The following is a 16,240-nucleotide window of genomic DNA, read 5'->3' as shown; positions in this document are numbered from 1 at the left end:
TTGGGAGGAGCCGTTCCCCTGTCGTTAGGATCGCTCTCTGTGACCGCCACCCTCGTCGTCAAAAATCTCGCCGCCGGCCACGGCGACCGCTCGCTCTTCGCCGGCCTCGACCTCGTCGTCGCCCCCGGCGATGTGATCGGACTGGTCGGCGCCAACGGCGCGGGCAAGTCCACCCTGCTCAAGCTGCTCGCCGGCCTGCTCCCGCCGGAGGAGGGGGAGCTACGGCTGTCCCCGCCCACGGCGACCGTCGGCCACCTCCCGCAGGAGCCGGAGCGCCGGGAGGGCGAGACCGTTCGGGAGTTCCTCGCCCGGCGCACGGGCGTGGCGGAGGCCCAGCATGTGATGGACGAGGCCACCCAGGCGCTCGTCGACGGCGCGCCGGGCGCCGACGACGCGTACTCGACCAGCCTGGAGCGCTGGCTCGACCTGGGCGGCGCGGACCTCGACGAGCGGGCCGAGGAGGTCGCCGCCTCCCTCGGCCTCGGCGTCGACCTGGACCAGCCCATGACCGCCCTCTCCGGCGGCCAGGCCGCCCGCGCGGGCCTCGCCTCCCTCCTCCTCTCCCGCTACGACGTCTTCCTCCTCGACGAGCCCACCAACGACCTCGACCTGGACGGCCTGGAACGCCTCGAGCGCTTCGTCGCCGGCCTGCGCGCGGGCACGGTCGTCGTCAGCCACGACCGCGAATTCCTCACCCGCACGGTCACCAAGGTCCTGGAACTGGACCTCGCCCAGAACCAGATCAACCTCTACGGCGGCGGATACGAGGCCTACCTGGAGGAGCGCGAGACGGCCCGCCGGCACGCCCGCGACGACTTCGAGGAGTACGCCGACAAGAAGTCCTCCCTCCAGGACCGCGCCCAGATGCAGCGCTCCTGGATGGACAAGGGCGTCAAGAACGCGCGGCGCAAATCGAACAACGACAACGACAAGATCGGCCGCAAGTTCCGCAGCGAGGCGAGCGAGAAGCAGGCCGCGAAGGCCCGCCAGACCCAGCGCATGATCGAACGGCTCGACGTCGTCGAGGAGCCGCGCAAGGAGTGGGACCTGCGCATGGAGATCGCGGCGGCGCCGCGCTCCGGCGCCGTGGTCGCCACCCTGCGCGACGCCGAGGTGCGGCGGGGCGACTTCGCCTTCGGCCCGGCGTCCCTGCAGATCGACTGGGCGGACCGCATCGCCATCACCGGCGCGAACGGCGCCGGCAAGTCGACCCTCCTGGGCGCGCTGCTCGGCCGCATCCCCCTGGACACGGGCCACGCCGTCCTCGGCTCAGGTGTCCTCGTCGGCGAGGTCGACCAGGCCCGCAAGGTCTTCCACGGCCCTGAGTCCCTCCTGGACGCCTTCTGCGCCGCGGTCCCCGACACCGAACCCGCCGAGGTCCGCACCCTCCTCGCCAAGTTCGGCCTCAAGTCCACCCACGTCCTACGCCCCGCCGTCACCCTCTCCCCGGGCGAACGCACCCGAGCCGCCCTGGCCCTCCTCCAGGGCCGAGGCGTCAACCTCCTCATTCTCGACGAACCCACCAACCACCTCGACCTCCCCGCCATCGAACAACTCGAATCCGCCCTCGACTCCTACGAGGGCACGCTCCTCCTGGTCACCCACGACCGCCGGATGCTGGAGGCGGTACGAGTGACCCGCCGCTTCGAGGTGTCCTCCGGCAAGGTGACGGAACGCTAGACACGGCCCCGGCTTTTCAGGGGCGCGGGGAACTGCGCGATCAGCCCCCACCGGACCGGCAGCCGAAAACGGGGGGTAGAAGGGGCGCAGCCCCTGGGGATGGGACTGGTAGGGGCGGCGGGGGCGAAGAAACCCCCGCCGAACCACTCAGCGCCGCTTCGAATCCCCCAAGCCAGCCCGCCGCAACGCATCCGCCATCGCACTGTTGGCCGGAGCCGGCGCCGCACCCCCCTGCCGGGAACCGCCCCCGCCCCCACGCCCCTGCTGCCGAGGCGGCTGCGACCCACGAGCCCCCCGCTGAGGCCGAGCCCCCCCACCCGGCTGCCCTGATTCCTGTCCCTTGGGCGCGGCCTCGTCATCCAACCGCAGCGTCAAAGAAATCCGCTTCCGAGGAATATCGACGTCGAGAACCTTCACCTTGACGATGTCCCCGGGCTTCACCACATCCCGAGGATCCTTCACGAACGTCTTCGACAACGCGGAGACATGCGCCAGCCCGTCCTGGTGGACCCCGACATCGATGAACGCCCCGAACGCCGCCACGTTCGTCACGACACCTTCCAGCACCATCCCGGACACCAGGTCGGAGATCTTCTCGACGCCCTCCTTGAAGGTCGCCGTCTTGAAGGCCGGCCGAGGGTCACGCCCCGGCTTCTCCAGCTCCTTCAAAATGTCCGTCACGGTCGGCAGCCCGAACGTCTCGTCGACGAAGGCGTCCGCCCGCAGCGACCGCAACACCGCCGTGTTGCCGACGAGCGCCGCCACCGCCTGCCCGGACGTCTTCACCATCCGCCGTACGACGGGGTACGCCTCCGGGTGCACGCTGGACGAGTCCAGCGGATCGTCACCGCCCCGGATCCGCAGGAAGCCCGCGCACTGCTCGTACGCCTTCGGACCGAGCCGCGCCACGCCCTTCAGCTGGGCGCGCGACTTGAACGGCCCGTTGGTGTCGCGGTGCGAGACGATGTTCTCGGCGAGCCCGGAGGAGATGCCGGAGACGCGCGCCAGCAGCGGCGCGGACGCCGTGTTCACGTCGACACCGACGCCGTTCACACAGTCCTCGACCACCGCGTCCAGCGACCGCGACAGCTTCACCTCGGACAGGTCGTGCTGGTACTGCCCGACACCGATCGACTTCGGGTCGATCTTCACCAGCTCGGCGAGCGGGTCCTGGAGGCGGCGGGCGATGGAGACGGCGCCGCGCAGCGACACGTCCATCCCCGGCAGCTCCTGCGAGGCGAAGGCCGAGGCCGAGTACACGGACGCGCCCGCCTCGGACACCATCACCTTGGTGAGGTTCAACTCCGGGTGCTTGGCGATCAGTTCACCGGCGAGCTTGTCGGTCTCGCGGGACGCCGTGCCGTTGCCGATCGCGACCAGCTCGACCGCGTGCTCCTTGGCGAGGCGGGCCAGCTTGGCGATGGCCTCGTCCCACTTGTTGGCCGGAACATGCGGGTAGATGACGTCCGTGGCGACGGCCTTGCCGGTCGCGTCGACCACCGCGACCTTCACACCCGTACGGAAGCCGGGGTCCAGGCCGAGCGTCGTGCGCGTGCCGGCGGGGGCGGCGAGGAGCAGGTCGCGCAGGTTCGCCGCGAAGACGTTCACCGCCTCGTCCTCGGCGGCCGTCCGCAGCCGCATCCGCATGTCGATGCCGAGATGGACGAGAATGCGGGTCCGCCAGGCCCAACGGACCGTTTCCGTCAGCCACTTGTCGGCGGGCCGGCCTCGGTCGGCGATCTGGAAACGACCGGCGACGATCCCCTCGTACGACGAGGGACCGGGCTGCTCGGAGGGCTCCTCCGGCTCCAGGACGAGGTCGAGGACGTCCTCCTTCTCGCCGCGCAGCATCGCCAGGACACGGTGCGAGGGCAGTGCGGTGAACGGCTCGGTGAAGTCGAAGTAGTCGGCGAACTTGGCGCCCGCCTCCTCCTTGCCGTTCTTCACCTTGGCGGCCAGCCGGCCCCGCACCCACATGCGCTCGCGCAGTTCACCGATCAGGTCGGCGTCCTCCGAGAACCGCTCGGTGAGGATGGCCCGGGCGCCGTCCAGCGCGGCCTGCGCGTCGGCGACGCCCTTGTCGGCGTCGACGAAGGCCGCGGCGGCCGCGAGGGGCTCGACGGTCGCATCGCCCAACAGGCCCTCGGCCAGCGGCTCGAGACCGGCCTCGCGGGCGACCTGCGCCTTCGTACGCCGCTTCGGCTTGAAGGGCAGGTAGATGTCCTCCAGCCGCGCCTTGGTCTCGGCACCGCGGATCTGCGCCTCGATCTCCGGCGTCAGCTTGTCCTGCTCGCGCACGGATTCCAGGATCGCGGTCCGCCGCTCCTCCAGCTCCCGCAGATAACGCAGCCGCTCCTCGAGCGTGCGCAGCTGCGCATCGTCGAGCATCTCGGTCGCTTCCTTGCGGTAGCGAGCGATGAAGGGCACGGTCGAACCGCCGTCGAGCAGCTCCACCGCGGCCTTGACCTGCCGCTCCCGTACGCCGAGCTCCTCGGCGATCCTGCCTTCGATGGACCCTACTTCGATGGACCCGGGTGTCGTCACGATCCCGTACCGCCTTCTTCGCTGAGGTTGCGCGGCAATTGTGGCAGGTGACACCGACAGCGGGGGATCAGGTCGGCCCGGCCCGGTCACCAGTTCGTCATCCACCGGAGCCGAACCACGACACATGGGGACACACGGGGAGCCGGACGCACGATCGCGTCCGGCTCCCGTCGGTCCACGGCCCGGCCGGCCTCAGGCCCGGCGGGTCCGCCCGGTGCGGCGCGTCGAGTGTGAGGCGCCGCCGAAGAGCCGGGCCAGGGCTCGGAACGGCAGCGTCACCACCGTCGCGATGGCCCCACCGATCTGCCGCAACACGTCTGCGATCGCACGGAACACGTACTTCCCCTTTCCTCTCCCGACCGGTTGGGCCAGGAAAGGACCGAGTACCGCGCCCCGAGTCGTTCATGCCGGAACCATGTGCCGGAGCCGCGCCGTGTTCAGCCCTTGCCGACCATCCCCGCCGGGAACGCGCCCGCGGTGAGCATCGTCGTCACCAGCCCCGTCGCAAGCTCCGTGAGCCGCTCCACCCCGGGCGCGCCGAGGTGCTCGTACGGTGCCCGGTCGAGGCGGTCCGTGGTGGTCTCGATCTCCTTGCGGAGGGCGACACCCGTCACCGTCAGCTCGCCCTCGGCGTCGAGCAGCCCGCGTTCCCGGAGCCGAGCGCTCGCCGCGTCCCAGTCCTCCCGGGTCCAGCCGCGCGTGCCGAGGACCCACTTCGGGGACATGCCCTTGCCGGTCGCGGTATGGCTGACCAGGGCCTCGACCGGATCGAGGCCGGCGTCGAGGAGCGCCGCGAGGTGCCCGTCGCCACGGTGTTCGCGCAGTAGCGTGGCCGCGTGCCAGAGCGCGAGGTGAGGGCGCTCGGGTACGGGGAGATCGGCGTGCGCGGCGTACAGAGGGCGCGCGGTCCTCGTACACGCCTCGGTGGCCCGCAGCGCCAGCTCCGCCGCCTCGGCGACCTCCTTGGAGCCGGCCGGCTCCTCGCCGAGCAGCCGCCGCAGCGTGGCGTCGACGGCCCGCTCACGGGCCGCCAGCACCACCGACGGCGAGGCCGTCTCCCATACGGCGGGCACATGCTCCGCCACCAGCTCGTACCGGAAGTTGAAGAACGTCGCCGTCACCACACCCGCCCCGGCCTCGCCCATCGCCGCGGCCCGCACCGCGAAGTACGCGGCACTCGGGTCCGTCACCCCCACGGCGGCCAGCTCCCGCCCGAGGTCCGGCGAAAAGTAGTGCGCGGAGTGGAACGGATTGAGGAGGTTGTGGCAGCGCCGCCCGGCGCGCTCCGGCAGAGAAGAGGTCATGACGGAAGGTTACTGACTGGTTGGTATGTGCGGTAGGAGGGGCCCGCGCCGACCGGGGCGCTCGGCGGCCTCAGCCCGCGTCCCCGCCCCGCCCATGGCAGAAAAGGTGGGGAACTCGTCATTGCGGTCATGGCCCGCGCTGTCAAGAATCGATGACATGCGAACTGTCCTGGTCGTCCTCTTCGACGGCGTGCAGAGTCTCGACGTCACGGGTCCGATGGAGGTCTTCGCCGGCGCGGAACTGCACGCCCCGGGGACGTACCGCCTCCGCACGGCCTCCCTGGACGGCGCCCCCGTACGCGCCTCCAGCGGCCTCACGCTCGTCCCGGACCACGCCCTCACCACCGCGCCCGCCCCGCACACCCTGCTCGTGCCGGGCGGCCAGGGCACCCGGCGCCCCGCCCCGGAGATCGTCGCCTGGCTGCGCGAGCACGGCCCGCGCGCGGAGCGCCTGGTCTCGGTCTGCACCGGGGCGATCCTGCTCGCCGAGGCGGGCCTCCTCGCGGGCCGCCGGGCGACCACCCACTGGGCGTACTGCGACAAGCTGGCCCGCGACCATCCGGCGATCGAGGTCGACCCGGACCCCATCTACATCCGCGACGGACACATCGCCACCTCGGCCGGCGTCACCTCCGGCATCGACCTCGCCCTCGCGCTCGTCGAGGAGGACATCGGCCGCGAGGTCGCCCTCTCCATCGCCCGCCATCTGGTGGTCTTCCTGCGCCGCCCGGGGAACCAGGCCCAGTTCAGCGCCCAGCTCGCCGCCCAGACCGCCCGGCGGGAACCGCTCCGCGAGGTCCAGCAGTGGGTCACGGAGCACCCCGGCGACGACCTGAGCGTCGAGACCCTGGCCGCCCGCGCCCGGCTCTCACCCCGGCACTTCGCCCGCGCCTTCCAGGCCGAGACGGGCATGACGCCGGGCCGGTACGTCGACCGCGTCCGCCTCGAACACGCCCGCCGCCTGCTGGAGGACACCTCCGACGGCGTCGAGGAGATCTCCCGTGCCTGCGGCTACGGCACCTCCGAGGCCATGCGCCGTGCCTTCGTCAAGACCCTCGCCACCGCCCCGGCGGAGTACCGCCGCCGCTTCCGCCCCGCGCATCTCACCTGAGCCACCGAAACCACCCAGCCACCGAAACGACCCAGCCATCGAAGTCACCACGTCACCGAAGTCACCGGAGGGAAATCCCATGCAGATCGCCATCGTCCTCTTCGACCGCTTCACCGCACTCGACGCCGTCGGCCCCTACGAGACCCTCGTCCGGCTCCCGGACGCGGAGCTGGTCTTCGTCGCCGAGGAGACCGGGCCCGTCCGCACCGACACCGGAGCCCTCGCGATCACCGCCGACAGGACGCTCGCAGAGGTCCCGAGTCCGGACGTCGTCGTGGTCCCGGGCGGCCCCGGCCAGTTCGCCCAGATGGAGAACGAGACCCTCTTCGACTGGCTGCGCACCGCCGACCGCACCAGCACCTGGACGACCTCCGTGTGTACCGGCTCCCTGCTGCTCGCCGGCGCCGGGCTCCTCGAAGGCCGCCGGGCCACCTCGCACTGGCTGGCCCTGGACTTCCTGAAGCGGTACGGCGCCGAGCCGACCGGGGAGCGGGTCGTGATCGACGGCAAGTACGTCACGGCGGCCGGGGTGTCCTCCGGCATCGACATGGGCCTGACCCTGGTGGGTCGGATCGCGGGCGACGAACACGCCCAGGCCGTACAGCTGATGACGGAGTACGACCCGCAGCGTCCCTACGACGCGGGCGCCCCGCACAAGGCGCCCGCCCACCTCGTGGAGGAGATCCGCGCCAACAGCCGTTTCTCCCTGATGTGACCCACCGGGTGGGCGGCGCTCACACCGTCCAGGTGAACCGCGGCGCTCTGCGTTCCAGGAACGCGGCGACGCCCTCCGCGGTGTCGCCGCTGCCGTGCGCCTGCTCGGCCCAGTGGGCGTCGCGGTCGGTGCGGCCGTTCGCGAACTCCTTGGCCGCCGCCTGCGTCAGCTGCGAGCGCGCGACCAGCACCCGGGCGAACTCCGCGACCCGCTTGTCCAGTTCACCCATGGGCAGTACCTCGTCCACGAGGCCGGTGCGCAACGCCCGTGCCGCGTCGATCAACTCGCCCGAGAACAGCAGGTACTTGGCGGTGGCCGGCCCGACCAGCGACACCAGCCGCCGGGTGGAGGAGGCCGGATAGACGAGCCCCAGCTTGGCAGGCGTGATCCCGAACAGCGCCCCCTCCTCCGCGAACCGCAGATCACAGGCCGCCGCCAGCTGCGAGCCCCCGCCCACGCAGTGCCCGCGGATCGCCGCGAGGGTCGGCTTGGGAAACGCCGCGAGCGTCTCCTCGGCGAGCCCGGCCAGCTCCTGGGCCTCGCCCGGCGCCTCCCGCAGCGTGGAGATGTCGGCCCCCGCGCAGAACGTCCCGCCCTCCCCGGTGAGCACCAGCGCCCGTACGGCCGGGTCGGCGGCCAGCCGGTCGAGCAGCGCCGGCAGCGCCCCCCACATCGCGGCCGTCATGGCATTGCGCTTGGCCGGATGGTGGATGACGACGGTCGCGACCCCGTCGGCGACGTCGTCCAGCAGCTGAGGCTCCATGCACCGGATGCTAGCCGCTCTCGGAGCGTGAGATCATCACGGAGAGTGATCGTCCGGGGTGTGGGCGGCCGGGTCCGGCGTCAATCGCGTACAACCCGAATAGTTCTAAAGGCGGCACATTCCGAACAGGGGCCGCCGTGGGGCGGCCTTTCTCGGACATGAGCGATCTCAAAGTCACCGATACGCGCTGACTTGTGTTCAGTTCTCCGTGGACAGCGCTGAGTTACCAACACTCGACGTGTGGTGACAATCGAGCGCAAGGGTGGCGACCGGACAATGGACGACCAAGGGCGCGGGGGCGACCCACGCCCTGGAGTCGGCGGGCGCGGCCCCGACGACCCGAGGCCACCGGGACCACTGCCGTACGAAGGGGTCTGGCGGTTCACCGCTGCCGCCGTCGACGCCTCGGTGCCGCAGGCGCGGCGCGCCGTCCGGGACCTGCTCGCCCGACAGGGCGTGCCGATCTCGGACGACCTCGTCCACGGACTCCTCGTGATCGTCTCCGAGCTGGTGACGAACGCCGTCAAACACGCCGCGCTGCTCTCGCCCACGCTCGCCGTCGAGGTCGCCGTCGGAGCCGAGTGGGTGCGCATCTCGGTGGAGGACAGCCACCCCTACCGCCCGACCGCCCTGGAGACCGACCACGGCCGGCTCGGCGGCCGTGGACTGCTCCTGGTGCGTGAGATCACCCTGGAGGCGGGTGGGGTCTGCGACGTCGAGCACACCGCGAGCGGCGGCAAGGTGATCTGGGCCGCCCTGCCGCTCAAACCCGTACATCTGAACTAGGGGTCAGAGGCTGCCGTTCACCAGTCCGCGGACGGACCCGTCAGCTCCCTGACCGCCGGACGGGCCGCGTCCAGGACCGTCATGAACCACGAGGAGAAGGGGTCCTTCGCATGCCGCTCCGCCAGCTCGGCCGGGGTCACGAACGCGGTGTCCCCGACCTCCTCCGGGTCCGGCCGCAGCGAGGCCTGCACCAGCCCGACGAACAGATGGTTGTACTCCTGCTCCACCAGGCCCGAGTCCGGGTCCGGGTGGTTGTAGCGGACCGTGCCCGCCTCGCCGAGCAGCATCGGGGAGACGCCCAGCTCCTCGTGCGTCCGCCGCGCGGCCGCCGCGAAGGGGGACTCGCCCGGGTAGGGGTGGCCGCAGCAGGTGTTCGACCAGACGCCGGGGGAGTGGTACTTGCCGAGGGCGCGCTGCTGGAGCAGCAGCCGCCCGCGCTCGTCGAAGAGGAAGACGGAGAACGCCCGGTGCAGCTGTCCGGGTGGTTGATGGGCGGCGAGCTTCTCCGCCGTGCCGATCGTGTTGCCGTCCTCGTCGACCAGTTCCAGCAGGATCGCTTCCGTGGTGCCGTTCTGTGAACTGTGCATCGCGGTGGCAGGTGTGATCGGCATGCGCATCCTTCGCTTCGTTCTTCGAGTCTCAAGTCTGCCGCACGAAACCGGCGCTCCCGGGACTTCGCGTCAACCCGCATGTCCTACCCCGCAACACCGCCACGGGACACCCAACACCCGTGTGTCAGACGCCGAAAGCGGCCGGATACCTGATGGTGCCGGACGCCACGGGCCGGGCACCGTCCAGGATCAGGGCCATCATCGCTTCGTCCGGTACATCGAAACCGGGCCGGATGCCGTACTCGGACGCACGTACGAATCCGAAGCGCGGGTAGTACTCGGGATGCCCCAGGACGAGCACGAGCCGCTCCCCACGCGCGCGTGCCGCCTCCAGCGCCGCGCGGACGACCGCCGCTCCCGCCCCCCGCCGCTGCTGGGCCGGCAGCACCGCGACGGGGGCCAGCGCCAGCGCCGGCACCTCGTCGACCCGGCAACGGGTGATCAGCGCGTACGCCGCGACCGTGCCGTCCGGCGCCTCGGCCACGTACGACAGCCCGGGCAGCCACGCCTCGGCGTCCTCACGCAAGGCGTCCACCAGCTTCGCCTCCGCGTCGGTCTCGAAGGCGGCGGCGTTGGCGGCGTACACCCCGGCCCGGTCGGCGGACGTCTCCGGTCGCGTGGTCCAGTCGGTGGTCAGTGGCACAGCTTCGCCTCGTGTTCCGCGTGGCCGACGGGCTCCAGCTGGAAGGTGCAGTGCTCGACGTCGAAGTGGTCGCCGATGCAGCCCTGGAGCTCGTGCAGCATCTTCTCGTGGCCGATGGAGTCCAGGGTGTCCGAGCCGACCACCACATGGGCGGAGAGCACCGGCATCCCGGAGGTGATGGTCCAGGCGTGCAGATCGTGGACGTCCTCCACACCCGGCAGCGCCAGTATGTGGGCCCGCACCTCGGCCATGTCGACGTTTTTCGGAGCCGCCTCCAGCAGCACGTCGAGGGTCTCGCGCAGCAGTTTCACCGTACGCGGGACGATCATCAGACCGATGACCAGTGAGGCGATCGGGTCTGCGGCCTCCCAGCCGGTGAGCAGGATCACCGTCGCGGAGATGATCACCGCCAGCGAGCCGAGCGCGTCCGCGGCCACCTCCAGGAAGGCCCCCCGTACGTTCAGGCTCTCCTTCTGGCCCCGCATCAGCAGGGTCAGCGAGATCATGTTCGCCACCAGGCCGATCGCGCCGAACACGACGGTCAGTCCGCCCTCGGTCCCGACGGGCGTCATGAAGCGCTGGATCGCCTCGTACAGGACGTACCCGCCGACGCCGAGCAGCAGCAGACAGTTGGCGAGCGCCGCGAGTATCTCGGCGCGGGCGTAACCGAACGTGCGGTTGCCGCTCGGCGGGCGGTTCGCGAAGTGGATCGCGAGGAGCGCCATGCCCAGGCCCACCGCGTCCGTCGCCATGTGCGCCGCGTCCGCGATGAGCGCCAGCGAATCGGCGAGAACACCGCCGACGATCTCGACCACCATGACGGTGAGCGTGATGGACAGCGCGATCCGCAGCCTGCCGAGGTACGCCGCTGCCGCCGTACCACTGGTCGGCCCGTGGTGCGCGTGCCCGTGATCGTGCCCAGCCCCCATGGAGCCCGCCCTTCTTACGTTCATGTGTTCGGCCTCGGGATCACAGTGAACTACGGGCGGGGGGTATCCGGCAACGCGGCACTGAACACCGTTGTCATGTGCTCTGACCTGCGGAAATGATCCGCAGGTCAGAGCGTCGCGATGATCGGGGGCGGTCAGCGGCCGTGGTGCAGCCGCCAGCCCGCCCAGGCCGACTCGACCATCTCGGGCACCCCGCGCCGTGCCGTCCAGCCGAGCTCCCGCGCGGCGAGCGCGGCCGAGGCGACCGCGCGCGGCGCGTCGCCGGGACGACGCGGCTCGACGAGCGCGGGCCGGCGGTCGCCGGTCACCTCGCCGATCAGGGTGATCAGTTCGCGGACCGAAACGCCTTCGCCGCGGCCGATGTTCACGGTCAGGTCGCCCGAGACACCTTCGGCGGTGAGGCGGCGGGCCGCCGCGAGGTGCGCGTCGCCGAGGTCGGCGACATGGATGTAGTCACGGACGCAGGTGCCGTCCGGGGTCGGGTAGTCGTCGCCGAAGATCCGCGGGGGCTCGTCACGGGTGAGGCGGTCGAAGATCATCGGGACGACGTTGAAGACCCCGGTGTCGGCCAGCGCCGGTTCCGCCGCGCCCGCCACGTTGAAGTAGCGCAGACAGACGGTCGCGATGCCGTGCGCCCGGCCGGCCGCCCGGACCAGCCACTCACCGGCCAGCTTGGTCTCGCCGTACGGACTCATCGGGGCGCACGCGGTGTCCTCGGTGATCAGATCCACGTCCGGATTGCCGTAGACGGCGGCGGAGGAGGAGAAGACGAAGCGCTGCACACCGGCTCCGGCGGCCGCCTCCAGGAGGGTCGCGAGGCCGCCGAGGTTGTCCTGGTAGTAACGGGTGGGCTGGGCGACGGATTCGCCGACCTGCTTGCGGGCCGCGAGGTGCACGATGCCGGCCACCGTGTGCTCGGCGAGGACGCGCTTCAGCAGGTCGCCGTCCAGGGCGGACCCCTGGACGAGGGGGATGCCCTCGGGCAGGCGGCCCCGGACCCCCGTCGAGAGGTCGTCCAGCGCGAGCACCTGTTCCCCGGCGTCGGTCATGACCTTCGCCACGTGTGCGCCGATGTATCCCGCCCCGCCTGTGATCAGCCATGTCATGGGGCCACCTTATTCGGGGCCGGGTTGTGCCCATTCGCCGTAGAAGGTGTGCGGTGTCGGCGGGTGCGGCGTCGATCGTGGCTGGTCACGCGGCTCCCCGAGGTCCTTGAGAGGCGCTGGTCGCGGCCTCCGAACGGAGAAGCACCCACCCCTATGCACTCTTTGAACCGATATAAGGACCGGAGTTTGTGGCACAACCCCCAAATCACCGATGATGATCGCTGCAGAGGGCCGACGGCGCCGGCATGTGGAACTGATCGGGCCATGAACGGGCGGTGAACGCCTCCTTCTCTTCATCCGATAACCTCTGCCGACACGCCGCCGGGTCGTAGCGGGCCGGGGCGCCTTCCCACCACGCACATGTCCGGCGCGGTCGCGCCGGCACCCAGGGAGTGAGTTCGTCTGTCGACCGCCATCCTCACCGGTCAGCCGGTCCCCGGATCGTCGCTGGAGGGCGATCTGCGGTCGCTCGGCTTCGACGTGCGGGTCGCCCCCAACGCCGGTGACGCCGAGACGCTCCTGGCGACGGTGCCCGCCGGCGGGCGGGTCGCGATCGTCGACGCCCGCTTCGTGGGCCATGTGCACGCGCTGCGCCTGGGACTCACCGACCCCCGCTTCGAGGCCGCCGCCCTGCCCGGCGCCATGACCGTGCAACCCGCCGCCCGCCAGGCCCTGACCCGGGCGCTGGCCCGCGAGAGCTCGGCGGCGAGCGGCGGCACCGCGCTCGCCGTGGACAACCTCGCCGACCGTGTCGTGGCTGCCCTCTACGCCGACGGCGTCACCCCGTACCGGCCCGAGCTCGGCACCCTGGTCGCCGTCGTCCCCGCCGACCCGCAGGCCCGCAACGAGGCCCGCCAGGCGGTCGCCGCCGTCGACGACGAGGCCGTACGGCTGCGCACGGCGGTGAAGTCCCGTGACGGCTTCTTCACCACCTACTGCATCAGCCCGTACTCCCGTTACCTCGCCCGCTGGTGCGCCCGCCGGGGCCTGACCCCGAACCAGGTCACCACGGCCTCGCTGATCACCGCCCTGATCGCGGCGGGGTGCGCGGCCACCGGCACCCGCGGCGGCTTCGTCGCGGCCGGCCTGCTGCTGATCTTCTCCTTCGTCCTGGACTGCACCGACGGCCAGCTGGCCCGCTACTCCCTGCAGTACTCGACGCTCGGCGCCTGGCTCGACGCCACCTTCGACCGCGCCAAGGAGTACGCCTACTACGCGGGCCTCGCCCTCGGAGCCGCCCGCGGCGGCGACGACGTGTGGGCGCTCGCCCTCGGCGCGATGATCCTGCAGACCTGCCGTCACGTCGTCGACTTCTCCTTCAACGAGGCGAACCACGACGCCACCGCCAACACCAGCCCCACCGCCGCCCTCTCCGACAAGCTCGACAGCGTCGGCTGGACGGTCTGGCTGCGGCGGATGATCGTGCTGCCGATCGGCGAGCGCTGGGCGATGATCGCCGTCCTCACGGCCGTCACCACGCCGCGCATCACCTTCTACGCGCTGCTCATCGGCTGCGCGTTCGCCGCGACGTACACCACGGCGGGGCGGGTACTGCGGTCGTTGACCCGCAAGGCGCGGCGCACGGACCGGGCCGCGCAGGCCCTCGCCGACCTCACGGACAGCGGGCCGCTCGTCGAGATGCTGGCACCCGTCCTCCGGGGCAGGCCGCGAAAGACGGCGCCGCTCAGCGCGGCCCTCGCAGCCGTGGCCGTGGTGACCGCGGCCTGGGTCTGGGGCCCAGCCTGGCAGGTCGTCCTCCTGGCCGGCCTGTACGTACTGCTGTCGGCGGAAGCCGTCACGCACCCCCTCAAGGGCCCCCTCGACTGGCTGATCCCCCCGCTCTTCCGCGCCGCCGAATACTGCACCGTCCTGGTGCTGGCGGCCAAAGCGGATGTGAACGGGGCGCTTCCAGCGGCTTTCGGGCTGGTGGGCGCGGTCGCCTACCATCACTACGACACGGTGTACCGCATCCGCGGCGACGCCGGCGCGCCACCGCGGTGGCTGGTGCGGGCGATCGGCGGTCACGAAGGCAGGACCCTGCTGGTCACCGTCCTGGCCGCGCTGCTCGCGCCCACAGAGTTCAAGGTCGCGCTCACGGCTCTCGCCGTGGCCGTGGCACTGCTGGTGCTTCTCGAGAGCATCCGCTTCTGGGTGACCGCCCATAAAACCGGCGCACCCGCCGTACACGATGAAGGAGAACCCGCATGATCGGCCTCGTGCTGGCGGCCGGCGCCGGACGGCGTCTTCGCCCCTACACCGACACCCTCCCCAAGGCACTGGTGCCGGTAGGACCCGAAGGGTCCGTCGAGGGAGACGCGGAGAGCCTCACCGTCCTCGACCTCACCCTCGGCAACTTCGCCGAGATCGGCCTGACCGAGGTCGCGATCATCGTCGGGTACCGCAAGGAGGCCGTGTACGAGCGCCGCGAGGCGCTGGAGCAGAAGTACGGCGTCAAGATCACCCTGATCGACAACGACAAGGCCGAGGAGTGGAACAACGCCTACTCCCTGTGGTGCGGCCGTGATGCCATCAAGCACTCGGTGATCCTCGCCAACGGCGACACCGTGCACCCGGTCTCCGTCGAGAAGACCCTGCTCGCCGCCCGCGGCGACGGCAAGAAGATCATCCTCGCCCTCGACACGGTGAAGTCCCTCGCCGACGAGGAGATGAAGGTCGTCGTCGGCCCCGAGGGCTCCATGACGAAGATCACCAAGCTGATGGACCCGGCCGAGGCGACCGGTGAGTACATCGGCGTCACCCTCATCGAGGGCGAGGCCGCCGACGAGCTGGCCGACGCCCTGAAGACGGTCTTCGAGACGGACCCGCAGCAGTTCTACGAGCACGGCTACCAGGAGCTCGTGAACCGCGGCTTCCGCATCGACGTGGCCCCCATCGGCGACGTCAAGTGGGTCGAGATCGACAACCACGAGGACCTCGCCAAGGGACGCGTGATCGCGTGCCAGTACTGACGAGGCTCATCCCCTCGCCGATCGTCGTGGACATCCGTCCCGGCGCGCTCGATGACCTGGCGACGATCCTGTCGGACCAGCGCATCGCGCCGTCGGGCCGGATGGCCTTCGCGATCAGCGGCGGCTCCGGGCGCGCGCTGCGCGACCGGTTCGCCCCCGCACTGCCGGAGGCGGACTGGTTCTGCGACGCCGACGGCACCATCGACGGCGCCGTACGGCTCGCCGACTCGATCAAGAAGGGCGGTCACTACGACGCCGTGGTCGGGCTCGGCGGCGGCAAGGTCATCGACTGCGCCAAGTACGCCGCCGCGCGGGTCGGGCTGCCGCTGGTCGCCGTCGCCACGAACCTCGCCAACGACGGGCTGTGCTCCCCGGTCGCCACGCTCGACAACGACGCGGGCCGCGGCTCCTACGGTGTGCCCAACCCGATCGGGATCATCATCGACCTGGATGTCATCCGGGAGGCCCCGGTGCGCTTCGTGCGGGCCGGCATCGGCGATGTGATCTGCAAGATCTCCGCCGTGGCCGACTGGGAGCTGTCCAGCCGCGAGACCGGCGAGAAGGTCGACGGGCTGGCCGCAGCCATGGCCCGCCAGGCCGCCGAGGCCGTGCTCCGCCACCCCGGTGGTGTCGGCGACGACGACTTCCTGACGACCCTGTCAGAGTCCCTCGTCCTGTGCGGGATCTCCATGTCCGTGGCCGGTGACAGCCGTCCCGCCTCGGGCGCCTGCCACGAGATCAGCCACGCCTTCGACCTGAGCTTCCCCAAGCGCAACGCCCTGCACGGCGAACAGTGCGGCCTCGGCGGCGCGTTCGCCATGTTCCTGCGGGGCAACCACGAGATGGCCGGCCAGATGACCGACGTCCTGCGGCACCACGGCCTCCCGGTCCTGCCGGACGAGATCGGCTTCACGATCGACGAGTTCGTCCAGGTCGTGAAGTTCGCCCCGCAGACCCGGCCGGGCCGCTACACCATTCTCGAGCACCTCGAACTGAGCACCGAACAGATCAAGGACGCATACGCCGACTATGCCAAAGCCATCGGTAGCTGAACTCCG

Annotated in this window: 15 protein-coding genes; 7 read left to right on the top strand and 8 right to left on the bottom strand. The window is 71.1% G+C overall.

The window, feature by feature from the left end; genetic code table 11:
- Nucleotides 1–39: 39 nt before the first annotated feature.
- The gene (locus I8N67_RS18440) at nucleotides 40–1,680 is read left to right on the top strand and encodes an ABC-F family ATP-binding cassette domain-containing protein (RefSeq protein WP_200304220.1); all 1,641 of its coding nucleotides are present in this window, start codon (nucleotides 40–42) and stop codon (nucleotides 1,678–1,680) included.
- Between the two features lie 147 nt (nucleotides 1,681–1,827).
- Here the strand turns inward: I8N67_RS18440 and I8N67_RS18435 are convergent, their stop codons facing one another.
- From I8N67_RS18435 to I8N67_RS18425, 3 genes are all read right to left on the bottom strand, one after another.
- Nucleotides 1,828–4,224 carry a Tex family protein gene (locus I8N67_RS18435; RefSeq protein ID WP_200304219.1) on the bottom strand — a complete coding sequence of 799 codons (2,397 nt, stop codon included), beginning with the start codon at nucleotides 4,222–4,224 and terminating at the stop codon, nucleotides 1,828–1,830.
- A gap of 192 nt (nucleotides 4,225–4,416) precedes the next feature.
- Nucleotides 4,417–4,560 carry an LPFR motif small protein gene (locus tag I8N67_RS18430; protein WP_200304218.1) on the bottom strand — a complete coding sequence of 48 codons (144 nt, stop codon included), beginning with the start codon at nucleotides 4,558–4,560 and terminating at the stop codon, nucleotides 4,417–4,419.
- A gap of 101 nt (nucleotides 4,561–4,661) precedes the next feature.
- Complete coding sequence (locus tag I8N67_RS18425) at nucleotides 4,662–5,528, bottom strand: SCO6745 family protein (protein WP_200304217.1); 867 nt, start codon at nucleotides 5,526–5,528, stop codon at nucleotides 4,662–4,664.
- Nucleotides 5,529–5,685: 157 nt separating this feature from the next.
- Here I8N67_RS18425 and I8N67_RS18420 point away from each other — a divergent pair, with 157 nt between their 5' ends.
- Together I8N67_RS18420 and I8N67_RS18415 are read left to right on the top strand one after the other, a co-directional pair.
- Entirely contained in the window at nucleotides 5,686–6,639 is a 954-nt protein-coding gene (locus I8N67_RS18420; protein WP_200304216.1) for a GlxA family transcriptional regulator, read from the top strand.
- Between the two features lie 79 nt (nucleotides 6,640–6,718).
- Entirely contained in the window at nucleotides 6,719–7,354 is a 636-nt protein-coding gene (locus tag I8N67_RS18415) for a DJ-1/PfpI family protein (RefSeq protein ID WP_200304215.1), read from the top strand.
- Nucleotides 7,355–7,373: 19 nt separating this feature from the next.
- On the opposite strand, the gene I8N67_RS18410 is transcribed toward I8N67_RS18415, so the two are convergent.
- A complete protein-coding gene (locus tag I8N67_RS18410) occupies nucleotides 7,374–8,117 on the bottom strand; it encodes an enoyl-CoA hydratase/isomerase family protein (RefSeq protein WP_200304214.1) in 744 nt (247 codons plus the stop codon).
- Nucleotides 8,118–8,393: 276 nt separating this feature from the next.
- Here I8N67_RS18410 and I8N67_RS18405 point away from each other — a divergent pair, with 276 nt between their 5' ends.
- A complete protein-coding gene (locus I8N67_RS18405; RefSeq protein WP_200304246.1) occupies nucleotides 8,394–8,903 on the top strand; it encodes an ATP-binding protein in 510 nt (169 codons plus the stop codon).
- Nucleotides 8,904–8,920: 17 nt separating this feature from the next.
- Here I8N67_RS18405 and idi read toward each other — a convergent pair whose 3' ends face one another.
- From idi to galE, 4 genes are all read right to left on the bottom strand, one after another.
- The gene (idi, locus tag I8N67_RS18400; RefSeq protein WP_200304213.1) at nucleotides 8,921–9,514 is read right to left on the bottom strand and encodes an isopentenyl-diphosphate Delta-isomerase; all 594 of its coding nucleotides are present in this window, start codon (nucleotides 9,512–9,514) and stop codon (nucleotides 8,921–8,923) included.
- A 124-nt stretch (nucleotides 9,515–9,638) separates the two neighbouring features.
- Nucleotides 9,639–10,157, bottom strand: coding sequence for a GNAT family N-acetyltransferase (locus I8N67_RS18395; RefSeq protein WP_200304212.1), 519 nt, complete (start codon nucleotides 10,155–10,157; stop codon nucleotides 9,639–9,641).
- Nucleotides 10,148–11,086 (bottom strand): cation diffusion facilitator family transporter, encoded by a 939-nt coding sequence (locus tag I8N67_RS18390; protein WP_200304211.1) that lies wholly within the window; start codon nucleotides 11,084–11,086, stop codon nucleotides 10,148–10,150. The genes I8N67_RS18395 and I8N67_RS18390 overlap by 10 nt, the downstream gene beginning before the upstream one ends.
- A gap of 155 nt (nucleotides 11,087–11,241) precedes the next feature.
- Nucleotides 11,242–12,213, bottom strand: a complete 972-nt coding sequence (gene galE / locus I8N67_RS18385) for a UDP-glucose 4-epimerase GalE (RefSeq protein WP_200304210.1) — start codon at nucleotides 12,211–12,213, stop codon at nucleotides 11,242–11,244.
- A 402-nt stretch (nucleotides 12,214–12,615) separates the two neighbouring features.
- On the opposite strand from galE, the gene I8N67_RS18380 reads away from it, so the two are divergent.
- From I8N67_RS18380 to I8N67_RS18370, 3 genes are read left to right on the top strand one after another with little or no spacing between them, the layout of a single operon-like run.
- On the top strand, nucleotides 12,616–14,421 hold the full coding sequence (locus tag I8N67_RS18380) for a DUF5941 domain-containing protein (protein ID WP_200304245.1): 1,806 nt from the start codon (nucleotides 12,616–12,618) through the stop codon (nucleotides 14,419–14,421).
- On the top strand, nucleotides 14,418–15,182 hold the full coding sequence (locus tag I8N67_RS18375; RefSeq protein WP_200304209.1) for a phosphocholine cytidylyltransferase family protein: 765 nt from the start codon (nucleotides 14,418–14,420) through the stop codon (nucleotides 15,180–15,182). The genes I8N67_RS18380 and I8N67_RS18375 overlap by 4 nt, the downstream gene beginning before the upstream one ends.
- Nucleotides 15,170–16,234, top strand: coding sequence for an iron-containing alcohol dehydrogenase family protein (locus I8N67_RS18370; protein ID WP_200304208.1), 1,065 nt, complete (start codon nucleotides 15,170–15,172; stop codon nucleotides 16,232–16,234). Before I8N67_RS18375 ends, I8N67_RS18370 begins: the two co-directional genes overlap by 13 nt.
- The last annotated feature ends 6 nt before the right edge of the window (nucleotides 16,235–16,240 follow it).

The organism is Streptomyces adelaidensis, from assembly GCF_016598475.1.
Classification (GTDB): Bacteria; Actinomycetota; Actinomycetes; order Streptomycetales; family Streptomycetaceae; genus Streptomyces; species Streptomyces adelaidensis.
The sequence above is the reverse complement of the archived record's forward strand: the minus strand, read 5'-3'. Positions and strand labels throughout refer to the sequence as shown.

Coding starts and splice junctions, on each gene's coding strand:
- I8N67_RS18425 (WP_200304217.1), bottom strand. CDS start 5,528: ATGACCTCTTCTCTGCCGGAGCGCGCCGGGCGGCGCTGCCACAACCTC.
- I8N67_RS18420 (WP_200304216.1), top strand. CDS start 5,686: ATGCGAACTGTCCTGGTCGTCCTCTTCGACGGCGTGCAGAGTCTCGAC.
- I8N67_RS18415 (WP_200304215.1), top strand. CDS start 6,719: ATGCAGATCGCCATCGTCCTCTTCGACCGCTTCACCGCACTCGACGCC.
- I8N67_RS18410 (WP_200304214.1), bottom strand. CDS start 8,117: ATGGAGCCTCAGCTGCTGGACGACGTCGCCGACGGGGTCGCGACCGTC.
- I8N67_RS18405 (WP_200304246.1), top strand. CDS start 8,394: ATGGACGACCAAGGGCGCGGGGGCGACCCACGCCCTGGAGTCGGCGGG.
- idi (WP_200304213.1), bottom strand. CDS start 9,514: ATGCCGATCACACCTGCCACCGCGATGCACAGTTCACAGAACGGCACC.
- I8N67_RS18390 (WP_200304211.1), bottom strand. CDS start 11,086: ATGGGGGCTGGGCACGATCACGGGCACGCGCACCACGGGCCGACCAGT.
- galE (WP_200304210.1), bottom strand. CDS start 12,213: ATGACATGGCTGATCACAGGCGGGGCGGGATACATCGGCGCACACGTG.
- I8N67_RS18375 (WP_200304209.1), top strand. CDS start 14,418: ATGATCGGCCTCGTGCTGGCGGCCGGCGCCGGACGGCGTCTTCGCCCC.